This is a genomic window from Pseudomonas sp. PB3P13, from assembly GCF_054897735.1.
Window position 1 is genome coordinate 4572611 of sequence record NZ_CM142702.1, and the last position, 13313, is coordinate 4585923.

At 59.2% G+C, this 13313-nt stretch carries 10 protein-coding genes; all 10 read left to right on the plus strand.

Features of this window, described 5'->3' with window-relative positions:
* Nucleotides 1–271 precede the first annotated feature (271 nt).
* The 10 genes from dksA to pgi all read left to right on the plus strand — a co-directional run bounded on the left by dksA (nt 272) and on the right by pgi (nt 13205).
* Nucleotides 272–712, plus strand: a complete 441-nt coding sequence (gene dksA / locus ACYZT1_RS21080; RefSeq protein ID WP_045059401.1) for an RNA polymerase-binding protein DksA — start codon at nt 272–274, stop codon at nt 710–712.
* A gap of 147 nt (nt 713–859) precedes the next feature.
* A complete protein-coding gene (gluQRS, locus tag ACYZT1_RS21085) occupies nt 860–1747 on the plus strand; it encodes a tRNA glutamyl-Q(34) synthetase GluQRS (protein WP_462016545.1) in 888 nt (295 codons plus the stop codon).
* A 77-nt stretch (nt 1748–1824) separates the two neighbouring features.
* The gene (locus tag ACYZT1_RS21090; protein WP_003176118.1) at nt 1825–2001 is read left to right on the plus strand and encodes a hypothetical protein; all 177 of its coding nucleotides are present in this window, start codon (nt 1825–1827) and stop codon (nt 1999–2001) included.
* On the plus strand, nt 1985–4939 hold the full coding sequence (locus tag ACYZT1_RS21095) for a sensor histidine kinase (protein WP_462016546.1): 2955 nt from the start codon (nt 1985–1987) through the stop codon (nt 4937–4939). Before ACYZT1_RS21090 ends, ACYZT1_RS21095 begins: the two co-directional genes overlap by 17 nt.
* A gap of 22 nt (nt 4940–4961) precedes the next feature.
* Nucleotides 4962–6398 (plus strand): sigma-54-dependent transcriptional regulator, encoded by a 1437-nt coding sequence (locus ACYZT1_RS21100; RefSeq protein ID WP_462016547.1) that lies wholly within the window; start codon nt 4962–4964, stop codon nt 6396–6398.
* Nucleotides 6399–7238: 840 nt separating this feature from the next.
* On the plus strand, nt 7239–8639 hold the full coding sequence (locus tag ACYZT1_RS21105) for a polynucleotide adenylyltransferase PcnB (RefSeq protein ID WP_028623023.1): 1401 nt from the start codon (nt 7239–7241) through the stop codon (nt 8637–8639).
* Nucleotides 8640–8641: 2 nt separating this feature from the next.
* Nucleotides 8642–9127, plus strand: coding sequence for a 2-amino-4-hydroxy-6-hydroxymethyldihydropteridine diphosphokinase (gene folK / locus ACYZT1_RS21110; RefSeq protein WP_462016548.1), 486 nt, complete (start codon nt 8642–8644; stop codon nt 9125–9127).
* Between the two features lie 365 nt (nt 9128–9492).
* Nucleotides 9493–10293 (plus strand): 3-methyl-2-oxobutanoate hydroxymethyltransferase, encoded by an 801-nt coding sequence (panB, locus tag ACYZT1_RS21115; protein WP_462016549.1) that lies wholly within the window; start codon nt 9493–9495, stop codon nt 10291–10293.
* Nucleotides 10290–11150: a pantoate--beta-alanine ligase gene (panC, locus tag ACYZT1_RS21120; RefSeq protein ID WP_462016550.1), complete on the plus strand. Its 861-nt coding sequence runs from the start codon at nt 10290–10292 to the stop codon at nt 11148–11150. The genes panB and panC overlap by 4 nt, the downstream gene beginning before the upstream one ends.
* A gap of 390 nt (nt 11151–11540) precedes the next feature.
* Nucleotides 11541–13205, plus strand: coding sequence for a glucose-6-phosphate isomerase (gene pgi / locus ACYZT1_RS21125; RefSeq protein ID WP_462016551.1), 1665 nt, complete (start codon nt 11541–11543; stop codon nt 13203–13205).
* Nucleotides 13206–13313 lie beyond the last annotated feature (108 nt).

The window sequence follows — 13313 nt, forward strand, 5'->3', positions numbered from 1 at the left end:
AAGCGGTCACAGGCCTTGAGACCCTGGCCGCAAACGACTCAAGCGAGTGTTCCAGGTTTGACTAAAATCATTAATTGATCAGGCCTTCATCACTTCCAGACGAGACTTGGCAACCTTTTGCAAGCACGACGGCGCATTCCCTCGACATCCGGGAGTAGCGCGGTCTGATTTGATCTGGTAAGTTCGCCCGCTTGCAGCCGCAGGGCCGGCAGGTGTCGGTGATGGAGCAATCCTGCGCAGATGGATTACAAGAGTAGAGGCGGTCCATTTCATGCCCACCCAAGCAAAGCAGCAAAATCAGTCGATCAGCGGCTTCGAACCCTACCAGGCAGTTAAGGGCGAGGAGTACATGGGCAAGCCCATGCGCGCTCACTTCACCAAGATCCTGAACAAGTGGAAACAGGACTTGATGCAGGAAGTCGACCGTACGGTTGATCACATGAAAGACGAAGCGGCCAACTTCCCGGACCCGGCAGACCGTGCCAGCCAGGAAGAAGAATTCAGCCTCGAACTGCGTGCCCGTGATCGCGAGCGCAAGTTGATCAAGAAGATCGACAAGACGCTTCAGCTGATCGAAGACGAAGAATATGGCTGGTGCGAGTCCTGTGGCGTCGAAATTGGCGTCAAGCGACTGGAAGCCCGCCCGACCGCCGACATGTGCGTTGATTGCAAAACCCTGGCGGAAATCAAGGAAAAACAAGTCGGCAAGTAATTGCGTTTTGATTCAGAAACGGAGCGTGCGAACGCTCCGTTTTTTGTTTCTGCAAGTTGCTGATATTGGCTGCGCACCAGCAATCGCCTTCGCAGCAAGCTTCGCTCCCACTGGGGCCGGGCGCATGACCGGAAATACATTGCCCTTATGACGGCCACTCCCTACATCGGACGCTTCGCACCAACGCCCAGTGGCCATCTGCATTTCGGTTCGCTGGTGGCGGCGCTGGCCTCGTACCTCGACGCACGCTCGGTCGGTGGGCGCTGGCTGATGCGCATGGAAGACCTCGATCCGCCGCGCGAAGAACCGGGTGCGCAGAAGGCGATTCTCAACGCACTGGAACGCTACGGTTTCGAGTGGGACGGCGAGACGGTCCGCCAGAGCGACCGGCACGACGCTTACGCCGAAGTCCTCAATCGCCTGTTCAATCATGGCCTCGCTTACGCTTGCACCTGCTCGCGCAAACAACTGGAGCCTTATCACGGCATTTATCCGGGCTCGTGCCGCAATGCCGGTCATGGCACCGAGAACGCCGCGATTCGCCTGCGCGTACCGGAGCTGGAATATCACTTTATCGACCGGGTGCAAGGCCAATTCCGTCAGCATCTGGGCCGTGAGGTCGGCGATTTTGTGATCCGCCGCCGCGACGGCCTCTACGCCTACCAGCTGGCCGTGGTGCTCGATGACGCCTGGCAAGGTATTACCGATATCGTCCGCGGTGCCGATTTACTCGACTCGACGCCGCGCCAGCTTTACCTGCAGGAACTGCTCGGACTGGCGCAGCCGCGCTACCTGCACATCCCGCTGATCACCCAGCCGGACGGCAACAAACTTGGCAAGTCGTACCGCTCGCCGCCGCTGACGGAAGATCAGGCAACGCCTTTATTGCTGCGGGCCCTGCGCGCACTCGGGCAGCATCCTGGCACCGAACTGGCGTACGCGACACCGCGAGAAGTGCTGAACTGGGGCGTCGCCCATTGGGATGCGTTGACAATCCCGCGCACGTTCGCCCTGCCTGAAGCGCAACTGCAGTGATCGCACTTGCAGTGGCGCACCCATCCGTTAACATCGCCGCACGTTTTCGGGCACGCGCATAAAAAAGAGAGGCCGGGATGTACATCTATCGCTTGGTCCTGCTTCTGGTAGTGGGGATTTACCTGTTCTCCCCCGCCATCATGGATTGGTGGATCGACGCCACTGGCGCCTGGTATCGCCCCTATCTGCTTTGGCTGATTCTGATCGTTGTGACCTTCATCCTGCAGAGCCAAAAAGATGCCGATGAGCTTTAGCCTGACCCAGATGATCCTGATCAGCGCCGCGTATCTGGCCGTGCTGTTTGGCGTCGCCTGGATCAGCGAACGGGGCATGATCCCGCGAGCGATCATTCGTCACCCGCTGACGTACACCTTGTCGCTGGGGGTTTACGCCAGTGCCTGGGCGTTTTACGGCACCGTGGGGTTGGCCTATCAATACGGTTACGGCTTTCTGTCGAGTTACCTCGGGGTATCCGGCGCGTTTCTGCTGGCGCCGGTGTTGCTCTATCCGATCCTGAAAATCACCCGCACTTATCAACTGTCGTCGCTGGCCGATCTGTTCGCGTTCCGGTTCCGCAGCACCTGGGCCGGGGCGCTGACCACGATCTTCATGCTGATCGGCGTGCTGCCGTTGCTGGCCTTGCAGATTCAGGCCGTGGCGGATTCCATCGGCATCCTCACCCGCGAGCCGGTCCAGCATCGCGTGGCGCTGAGCTTCTGCGCACTCATCACCCTGTTCACGATTTTCTTCGGTTCACGTCACATTGCCACGCGCGAGAAGCATGAAGGGCTGGTGTTCGCGATTGCCTTCGAGTCGGTGATCAAGCTGATCGCCATTGGCGGTGTCGGCCTGTATGCGTTGTACGGTGTGTTCGACGGTCCGCAACAGCTCGAATTGTGGCTACTGCAAAACCAGACCGCCCTCGCCGCCCTGCACACACCGCTGCAGGAAGGCCCATGGCGCACGCTGTTGCTGGTGTTCTTCGCCTCGGCGATCGTGATGCCGCATATGTATCACATGACCTTCACCGAAAATTTGAATCCGCGCTCACTGGTCAGCGCCAGCTGGGGCCTGCCGCTGTTCCTGCTGCTGATGAGCCTGGCGGTGCCACTGATTCTCTGGGCCGGATTGAAACTGGGCGCCACCACCAATCCGGAATACTTCACCCTGGGGATCGGCATCGCCGCCAACAGCAAAGCATTGGCATTGCTGGCTTACATCGGTGGTTTGTCGGCCGCCAGCGGCCTGATCATCGTCACCACCCTGGCCCTCTCGGGCATGGCGCTCAACCACTTGGTGCTGCCGCTCTATCAGCCGCCGGCGGAAGGCAATATCTATCGGTGGCTGAAATGGACCCGTCGGGCGCTGATCGTTGCGATCATCATGGCCGGCTATGGTTTCTATCTGATGCTCGGCGCGGAACAGGACCTGGCCAACCTGGGCATCGTCGCTTTCGTCGCTACGCTGCAATTCCTTCCCGGCGTGCTCTCGGTCCTGTACTGGCCGACCGCCAACCGTCGCGGCTTCATCGCCGGTTTGCTGGCGGGAATTCTGGTGTGGGTGGTCACCATGTTGTTGCCGCTGGTCGGCAATCTGCAGGGCTTCTATATTCCGCTGCTGAACATGATTTATGTGCTCGATGACACCAGTTGGCACATGGCTGCAATCGCTTCGCTGGCGGCCAACGTGCTGATGTTCACGTTGATTTCATTGTTTACCAATGCCAGCCCCGAAGAGGCGAGCGCCGCCGAAGCCTGCGCAGTCGACAATGTGCGCCGCCCGCAACGCCGGGAACTGCATGCCGCCTCGCCTCAGGAATTTGCCACGCAACTGGCCAAACCCTTGGGCGCCAAGGCTGCGCAGAAGGAAGTCGAGCAGGCCCTGCGCGACCTTTATCTGCCGTTCGACGAGCGACGGCCGTATGCGCTGCGACGTTTGCGCGACCGCATCGAAGCCAACCTCTCTGGCCTGATGGGCCCAAGCGTCGCGCAGGACATGGTCGAAACCTTCCTGCCTTATAAGGCCGGCGGCGAAAATTACGTCACCGAAGACATCCACTTTATCGAGAGCCGCCTCGAGGACTACCACTCGCGCCTCACCGGCCTCGCCGCCGAACTCGATGCCCTGCGCCGTTACCACCGTCAGACCCTGCAGGAGCTACCGATGGGTGTCTGCTCGCTGGCCAAGGATCAGGAAATCCTCATGTGGAACAGGGCCATGGAAGAGTTGACCGGGATTGCCGCGCAGCGTGTGGTCGGCTCGCGCCTGAGCACTATCGTCGACCCGTGGAAAGAATTGCTGCAGGGCTTCATCAACCTGCCGGATGAACATCTGCACAAACAGCATCTGGCTCTCGACGGCCAGACGCGCTGGCTCAACCTGCACAAAGCAGCGATTGACGAGCCGCTCGCGCCGGGCAACAGCGGTTTGGTGCTACTGGTTGAAGACCTGACAGAAACGCAGATGCTCGAAGACAAACTGGTGCACTCCGAACGGCTAGCCAGCATCGGCCGACTCGCGGCGGGCGTGGCCCATGAAATCGGCAACCCGATCACCGGTATCGCGTGCCTGGCGCAAAATCTGCGCGAAGAGCGCGAGGACGATGGCGAGCTGAGGGAAATCAGCGGGCAGATCCTCGAACAGACCAAACGCGTCTCGCGCATCGTTCAGTCGCTCATGAGCTTTGCCCATGCCGGTAGCCATCAGCACAGCGACGAGCCCGTTTGTCTGGCCGAAGTGGCGCAGGACGCGATCGGCCTGCTGGCCCTGAACCGGCGCAATTTCGAAGTGCAGTTCTACAACCTGTGCGACCCGGATCACTGGGTCGAAGGCGATCCACAACGTCTTGCACAAGTGCTGATCAATCTGCTCTCCAACGCCCGAGACGCCTCGCCTCCCGGCAGTGCAGTGCGGGTCAAAAGCGAAGCCGGCGAACACACGGTCGATCTGATCGTTGAAGACGAAGGCAGCGGTATTCCGAAGAACATCATGGACCGATTGTTCGAACCTTTCTTCACCACCAAGGACCCGGGCGAAGGCACCGGTCTGGGCCTTGCACTGGTCTATTCCATCGTTGAAGAGCATTATGGACAAATCACCATCGACAGCCCGGCTGATGTTCAAAGCCAGCGCGGCACCCGTATCCGGGTGACCTTGCCGCGTCATGTCGAAGCGACGTCCGCTGTGAACTGAGACCGTCGAGAGTATCGAATCAATGCCGCACATTTTGATCGTCGAAGACGAAACAATTATCCGCTCCGCCTTGCGCCGACTGCTGGAACGTAACCAGTACCAGGTCAGCGAAGCCGGTTCAGTGCAGGAAGCACAAGAACGCTTCACCATTCCCACGTTCGACCTGATCGTCAGTGACCTGCGCCTGCCGGGCGCACCGGGCACCGAGCTGATCAAACTTGGCCAGGGTACGCCGGTGCTGATCATGACCAGCTACGCCAGCCTGCGCTCGGCGGTCGACTCGATGAAGATGGGCGCAGTCGATTACATTGCCAAACCTTTCGACCATGACGAAATGCTTCAGGCCGTTGCGCGCATTCTGCGTGATCGGCAAGCGACGCCTGCCGGCAGCGAACCGGTTTCCGGCAAGACAGTTAACGGTATGGCGAAAACCGGGATCGATAACAGCAACGGCGAGATCGGCATTATCGGGTCGTGCCCGCCGATGCAGGACCTGTACAGCAAGATCCGCAAAGTCGCGCCGACCGATTCCAATGTTTTGATCCAGGGTGAGTCAGGCACCGGTAAAGAGCTGGTGGCGCGAGCCCTGCACAATTTGTCCAGACGCGCCAAGGCGCCAATGATTTCGGTCAACTGCGCGGCGATTCCGGAAAGCCTGATCGAATCCGAATTGTTCGGCCACGAGAAAGGCGCATTTACCGGCGCCAGCGCCGGGCGGGCCGGACTGGTTGAAGCGGCGGATGGTGGCACCTTGTTCCTCGATGAAATCGGTGAACTGCCTTTGGAGGCCCAGGCCCGTCTGCTGCGGGTTTTGCAGGAAGGCGAGATTCGGCGCGTGGGTTCGGTGCAGTCGCAGAAGGTTGATGTGCGATTGATCGCCGCCACGCACCGCGACCTCAAGAGCCTGTCCAAGATCGGCCAGTTCCGTGAGGATTTGTTTTATCGCCTCCACGTTATTGCGTTGAAACTGCCGGCCCTGCGCGAGCGCGGTGCCGACGTCAATGAAATCGCCAACGCGTTCCTGGCGCGGCAGAGCGCGCGGGTCAACCGCACCGATCTCAAGTTTGCCCCGGACGCCGAGCAGGCGATTCGTCATTACTCCTGGCCGGGCAACGTACGCGAGCTGGAAAACGCGGTCGAGCGTGCAGTCATTCTGTGCGAAAGCCCGGAAATTTCTGCCGAGCTGTTGGGCATCGACATTGAGCTGAGCGATCTGGAGGACGAGGATTTCATCGGCCTGCCTCCGCAACAAGGCAACAATACCGGCAGTAACAGCCACGAGCCGACCGAGGACCTTTCACTGGAAGATTATTTCCAGCATTTCGTCCTTGAGCATCAGGACCACATGACCGAGACCGAGCTGGCGCGCAAACTCGGTGTCAGTCGCAAGTGTCTGTGGGAACGCCGGCAGCGCCTGGGCATTCCGCGCCGCAAGACCGGGGTGGCCAGCGAAAGCTGAATGTCACCTGAACGATGTGCAGGTAACGCGTGATCGAGTGAAGAAACTGTTACCTCAGATTTTTCGCGTAACAAAAGCCGGGGCTTACGGTAACGAAGCCCCGGTTTTTTTGTGCCATGAAAAAGCCACCCAGGCACCGCAACCCCTTGTTTTAGCGGGAATCATCAAAGTTGGCACGCCCCCTGCTATATGTTTGGTACAAGAACAATAACAAGCATTGCACAAGACAATAAAAATAAGACGAATCGACTCACGCACAATAAAAACAAGACGGCGAGAGGCGTAGCTAACTGATTCTTTTGGAGAGGCGTTGTATTTGGGGCTAGCCCCACGACCAGGCCGAGAACAACAAAAACTGTCCCGAGACAGAGCCTGAACTGGTTGGATCGCAAGATCACTGCAGCACAGCGACCAAAGCAATCCGTTTGCTCTTGGCTCCCGATTGGGAGGGTCACGAAGGAAACTTCATGACGCGGGCACTTAACAAAAACAAAAAGCCCGAATCAAAAATAAAAACAGAGCATGCAACTACTTTCTTGGGGAGCTTCGGCTCCCCTTGTAGTTTCTGCCATACGCACCCTTGTAGCAGCTGTCGAGCAGCGCGAGGCTGCGCCCCCCAAGACCCGGTGCCACTAGATACCGCGAGCACATGGCTAACCACTTATCCACAGCCGGACACAGCCTCGCGCTGCTCGACATCTGCTACATACCCTGCCGTTGACAAGTCCTTCAGCCGCTTGCGCAGCTTCCTACACCATCCCCTGACTAAATGCTAGAATCCCCGCCCATCATGCGGTCATTCTTCGTTATGGCCGAACATTCCTTCAAACAGTGCATCCCATGCTGAAGAAGTTGTTCCAGTCATTCCGTTCTCCCAAGCGTCATACGCAACACATCCGCAGCACGCCTGAAGTGCTCAATAGCGGCCAGCATTCGTTGCAAAAAGGACAATTCAGCCGGTACGCGGTGAATATTGTCGAGCGCCTGCAGAACGCCGGTTACCAGGCTTATCTGGTCGGCGGTTGCGTGCGTGACATGATGTTGGGCATCACCCCGAAAGATTTCGACGTTGCCACCAGCGCCACGCCTGAGCAGGTGCGCGCGGAATTTCGCAATGCGCGAATCATCGGCCGTCGTTTCAAACTGGTGCATATCCATTTCGGCCGCGAAATCATTGAAGTCGCGACTTTCCGCGCCAATCACCCGCAAAACGACGAGGAGGAAGACAGCAACCAGTCTTCCCGCAACGAAAGCGGGCGCATTTTGCGCGATAACGTTTACGGCACACTTGAAGAAGATGCGCAACGCCGCGACTTCACCATCAACGCCCTGTATTACGACCCGGTCAGCGAGCGCATTCTCGATTACGCCAATGGCGTACACGACATTCGCAATCACCTGATCCGTCTGATCGGCGACCCCAAGCAGCGCTACCAGGAAGACCCGGTGCGAATGTTGCGGGCCGTACGTTTCGCCGCCAAGCTGAACTTCGGCATCGAAAAACACAGCGCTGCGCCGATTCGGGAACTGGCGCCGATGCTGCGCGAGATCCCCTCGGCTCGCCTGTTCGAAGAAGTCCTCAAACTGTTCCTTTCCGGGCATGCGGCGGACACCTTCGAAATGCTGGTTGACCTGCAGTTGTTCGATCCGTTGTTCCCGGCCAGTGCCGAGGCGCTTGAATACAACCCGACTTATACCCACACATTGATCAGTGAAGCGTTGAGCAACACCGATCTGCGGATCAAGCAGAATAAACCGGTGACCCCGGCCTTCCTGTTTGCAGCGCTGTTGTGGCCGGCCCTGCCCGCTCGCGTGTTGCGCCTGCAGGAACGCGGCATGCCGCCAATCCCGGCGATGCAGGAAGCAGCCCACGAGCTGATCGCCGAACAGTGCCAGCGCATTGCGATCCCGAAACGGTTCACCATGCCGATTCGCGAGATCTGGGACATGCAGGAACGCCTGCCGCGTCGCAGTGGCAAACGTGCAGACCTGCTGCTGGACAATCCGCGCTTCCGCGCCGGTTACGATTTCCTGTTGCTGCGCGAAAGCGCCGGGGAGCAGACAGACGGTCTCGGCGAGTGGTGGACGGATTATCAGGACGCCAACGACAGCGAACGCCGCGACATGATCCGCGACCTCAGCGGTAAGGACGACGGCACCGGTGCGCCGCGCAAACGTCGTCGTAGCGGCGGTGCCAAGCGCAAACGCACCGCCGGCGCTCCGAGTGCCACGGGCGAGTAAGCATGGAACGCATTTACATCGGCATGGGCAGCAATCTGGCTGACCCGGTGGAGCAACTGCGCAGCGCCGTCGAGGCGCTGGCCGGGTTGCCGCAGACTGAGCTGATCGGGGTTTCGGGGTTTTATCAGAGCGATTCGCTGCTACCCGGCCAGCCGCGTTACACCAACGCGGTCGCTGCACTCGATAGCGAACTCGCGCCGCTGGACCTGCTCGACGCGCTGCAAACCATCGAAAATGATCAGGGCCGCGAGCGCCTCGAGCGTTGGGGCCCGCGCACGCTGGACCTCGACATTGTGTTGTTCGGGGATCGACTGATCAATGAGCCGCGCCTCAAAGTCCCTCATTATCATATGCAGGAACGTGCCTTCGTTCTGTACCCGCTGGCCGAACTGGCGCCTGCGGATTTGCGACTGGCCGATGGCCGCAGCCTCAAAGCCCTACTCGCCGCCTGCCCGTTTGTCGGCCTGGAACGCCTCCCCCCGAATTGAAAAAAATCCCTGTAGGAGCGAGCCTGCTCGCGATGGCGGTGGGTCATTCAATAAAGCTGCTGCATGACACACCGCCATCGCGAGCAGGCTCACTCCCACAGTGAATCGTGCCGAGCATACGATCCGCTGCTGCTGAATCGCATCAGTTACTTCGGTAACACCGCCCACGTAACAACGCGGTAACACATGCAATTGACTTCCCGAGTTCTCCTCACGACTATAGGCGTCCCGCTGCCGCCAACACGGCACACAAGGGCGCAATCCAGGCCTTAAAAGCACGACAACAGACCGTGCGCCTGTATTTCACGCAGAATCACGCGCGTTACTCGCAATAGTGTCAACAGCGCCTGAACGAGGAACTTTTCATGCCAGCCATCACCCTGACCACGCTGCAAGGTCTCAAGCAAAAAGGTGAAAAAATCACCATGCTGACCTGCTATGACGCGACTTTTGCCCAAGCCTGTAATGAGGCTGGCGTTGAAGTGTTGCTGGTGGGCGACTCCCTCGGCATGGTGTTGCAGGGTCACGACAGCACGCTACCAGTGACCACTGCAGACATGGCTTACCACGTCGCGGCGGTCAAACGGGGCAACCGCGACGCACTGATACTTGCCGATCTGCCGTTCATGGCCTACGCCACCACCGAACAAGCCATGCTCAACAGCGCCCTGCTGATGCAGGCCGGTGCGCACATGGTCAAGGTTGAAGGCGCTTTGTGGCTGGCGGATTCGATCCGCTTGCTCGCTGAGCGTGGCATCCCGGTGTGCGCGCATATGGGGCTGACACCGCAGTCGGTGAACATTCTGGGCGGCTATAAAGTTCAGGGTCGTAATGAAAACCAGGCGCGGCAGATGCGTGCCGACGCCATTTCTCTGGAACAGGCCGGCGCGTCAATGCTGCTGCTGGAATGCGTGCCGAGCGAGCTCGCCGAAGAGATCACTCAAGCGGTGAAGATTCCGGTCATCGGCATCGGGGCCGGCAGCGGCACTGACGGCCAGGTGCTGGTGTTGCACGACATGCTGGGGCTGTCGATCACGGGTCGCGTACCGAAATTCGTCAAGAATTTCATGGTCGGGCAGCAGAACATCCAGGCTGCATTGGGCGCTTACGTCAGCGAAGTCAAAGCCGTCACTTTCCCGGGTATCGAACACGGATTTTCCGCATGAACACCGTCAAAACCGTACGCGAACTGCGAGCCGCCGTGGCTCGCGCCCGTGGCGAAGGCAAACGCATTGCCTTCGTCCCGACCATGGGCAACCTGCACAGCGGGCACATCGCGCTGATCGCCAAGGCCAGCCAACGCGCTGATTTTGTGGTCGCGAGTATTTTCGTCAATCCGCTGCAATTCGGCGCTGGCGAAGACCTCGACAAGTACCCGCGCACCCTGACAGCAGATCAGGAAAAACTGCTTCAGGGCGGTTGCCATCTGCTGTTTGCGCCGACGGTCGAAGAAATGTACCCCGGCGGCATGGCCGGGCAGACGCGCGTCAGCGTACCGCAACTCTCTGAAGGCCTGTGCGGAGCGAGTCGCCCCGGGCATTTCGAAGGGGTGGCGACGGTGGTCAGCAAGTTGTTCAACATGGTTCAGCCGGATCTGGCGATTTTCGGCCAGAAAGACTTCCAGCAACTGGCCGTTATCCGCGCCCTGGTGCACGACCTGAACATGCCGGTGCAGATCATTGGCGAGCCGACTGTCCGCGCAGCGGATGGCCTTGCATTGTCATCACGCAATGGTTTTCTCAGCGAAGAACAGCGAGCGGTTGCGCCGGTCGTTTACCGCGCGCTGAACGCGATTGCCGAGTCGATCAAACAAGGTAATCGTGACTTCCCGGCGCTGGTGCAGGGGCAGTTGCAAACGCTGGAGACGGCTGGCCTGCGGCCTGATTATCTGGAGATTCGCCATGCGCTGACCTTACGCCCGGCGACGGCGCAAGATCGTGATCTGGTGATTCTGGTGGCGGCGTTTCTCGGCACTACGCGGTTGATCGATAACCTGCACCTGAATCTCGACACGCCGGCCTGAGACACGCCATCCAATTTGCAGGAGCGAAGCTTGCTCGCGAAGAGGCAGCCACATCCGACATCTGCGTCGGCTGATACGGCGCTTTCGCGAGCAAGCTTTGCCACACACAGAAGATTGCCCAATTTCGCGCCTTGTTGCCGCCTGAGGCCTGCAGACAAATGCCCGCCGTTCCATTTTATCCCTCCCGTTTGTCGGACCGTCCCCGCGCTGATGTATAAAAAAGTACCGCCGTCGGGTCAGACAAAGTCAAGACAGATCGCAGCGCGAGGTTTACTGTATTCGCCCTGTGCCATGAATTCGTGTCGACGCAGTTGACCGGACGCTCACCGCAGCGCGCCGGGTATTTTTAGTGTTCAAAAAGCCGTTCAAGTAAAAAGGAAACCCGCAGCGATGGCGTATTACCGCACTCCTCACGATGTGACCGCCCTGCCCGCTTGGCAGGCGTTGAATGATCACCGCCAAGCCATGCAGGATTTCAGCATGCGCGAAGCCTTTAATGCCGATCCGCAGCGTTTTACTCAGTTCACCCTCAGCAGCTGCGGCCTGTTTCTGGATTATTCTAAAAACCTGATTAACGCCCAGACCCGCGATTTGCTGGTGGGTCTGGCCAACGAAGTCGATCTGCACGGCGCGATCAAAGCGCTGTTCGACGGTGAAATCGTCAACTCTTCCGAAGGTCGTCCGGCGCTGCACACCGCGCTGCGCCGCCCGGTGGGCGACAAGCTGTCGGTCAACGGCGTCAACGTGATGCCGGAAGTGCACAAAGTGCTGAACCAGATCACCGACCTCGTTGGCCGAATTCACGACGGTTTGTGGCGCGGTTACACCGAAAAGCCGATCACCGACGTGGTCAACATCGGGATCGGTGGCTCGTTCCTCGGCCCGGAGCTGGTGTCCGAAGCGCTGCTGTCCTACGCCCAGAAAGGCGTGCGCTGTCATTACCTGGCGAACATCGATGGCAGTGAGTTCCATGAACTGACCATGAAGTTGCGCGCCGAGACCACGCTGTTCATCGTCTCGTCGAAATCCTTCAATACACTGGAAACCCTGAAGAACGCCCAGGCCGCTCGTGCCTGGTACCTGGCCCAGGGCGGTTCGGAAGCCGAGTTGTATCGTCACTTCATTGCCGTTTCCAGCAACAACGCGGCGGCCGTGGCCTTCGGGATTCGTGAAGAGAACATTTTCCCGATGTGGGACTGGGTCGGCGGGCGCTACTCGCTGTGGTCGGCGATCGGTTTGCCGATTGCCCTGGCGATCGGCATGTCGAACTTCAAGGAACTGCTGTCCGGTGCCTACACCATGGACCAGCATTTCCAGAGCGCGCCTTTTGAACAGAACATGCCGGTGCTGCTGGCGCTGCTCGGTGTCTGGTACGGCAACTTCTGGGGTGCGCAAAGTCACGCGATCCTGCCGTACGATCACTACTTGCGTAACATCACCAAACACTTGCAACAACTGGACATGGAGTCCAATGGCAAAAGCGTACGCCAGGACGGCACGCCCGTGTCCACCGACACCGGTCCGGTGATCTGGGGTGGCGTCGGCGCCAACGGTCAGCACGCCTATCACCAGTTGCTGCACCAGGGCACACAAGTCATACCGGCCGACTTCATCGTGCCGATCGTCAGTTTCAACCCGGTGTCCGACCACCACCAGTGGCTCTATGCCAACTGCCTGTCGCAAAGCCAGGCGCTGATGATGGGCAAGACCCGCGCCGAAGCCGAAGCCGAGTTGCGGGACAAGGGCATGGCCGAAGCCGACGTGCAGAAACTGGCGCCGCACAAGGTCATCCCCGGCAACCGTCCGAGCAATACGCTGGTGGTCGAGCGCATCAGCCCGCGTCGCCTCGGTGCGCTGGTGGCGATGTACGAACACAAAGTCTTCGTGCAAAGCGTGGTCTGGGGCATCAATGCTTTCGATCAATGGGGCGTTGAGTTGGGTAAAGAGTTGGGTAAAGGTGTCTACAACCGTCTGGTCGGCAGTGAAGAGACTCCGGCGGACGATCCGTCTACCCAGGGCTTGATCAACTTCTTCCGCAGCCGCCATCGCGGTTAATCAACGCGCACTGTTACACCTTGCGGGAGCGAGCTTGCACGCTCCCGCAATTATTTTGTGTTGCCGCACATTTTTGCACCTTGGCATTCGACTTGAACCCGTTCGCGA

What these genes read in the sequence shown, in the direction of transcription:
- ACYZT1_RS21095 (WP_462016546.1), top strand. Translation starts at nt 1,985, where the DNA reads ATGCCGATGAGCTTTAGCCTGACCCAGATGATCCTGATCAGCGCCGCG.
- gluQRS (WP_462016545.1), top strand. Translation starts at nt 860, where the DNA reads ATGACGGCCACTCCCTACATCGGACGCTTCGCACCAACGCCCAGTGGC.
- ACYZT1_RS21090 (WP_003176118.1), top strand. Translation starts at nt 1,825, where the DNA reads ATGTACATCTATCGCTTGGTCCTGCTTCTGGTAGTGGGGATTTACCTG.
- folK (WP_462016548.1), top strand. Translation starts at nt 8,642, where the DNA reads ATGGAACGCATTTACATCGGCATGGGCAGCAATCTGGCTGACCCGGTG.
- ACYZT1_RS21100 (WP_462016547.1), top strand. Translation starts at nt 4,962, where the DNA reads ATGCCGCACATTTTGATCGTCGAAGACGAAACAATTATCCGCTCCGCC.
- pgi (WP_462016551.1), top strand. Translation starts at nt 11,541, where the DNA reads ATGGCGTATTACCGCACTCCTCACGATGTGACCGCCCTGCCCGCTTGG.
- panC (WP_462016550.1), top strand. Translation starts at nt 10,290, where the DNA reads ATGAACACCGTCAAAACCGTACGCGAACTGCGAGCCGCCGTGGCTCGC.
- ACYZT1_RS21105 (WP_028623023.1), top strand. Translation starts at nt 7,239, where the DNA reads ATGCTGAAGAAGTTGTTCCAGTCATTCCGTTCTCCCAAGCGTCATACG.
- panB (WP_462016549.1), top strand. Translation starts at nt 9,493, where the DNA reads ATGCCAGCCATCACCCTGACCACGCTGCAAGGTCTCAAGCAAAAAGGT.
- dksA (WP_045059401.1), top strand. Translation starts at nt 272, where the DNA reads ATGCCCACCCAAGCAAAGCAGCAAAATCAGTCGATCAGCGGCTTCGAA.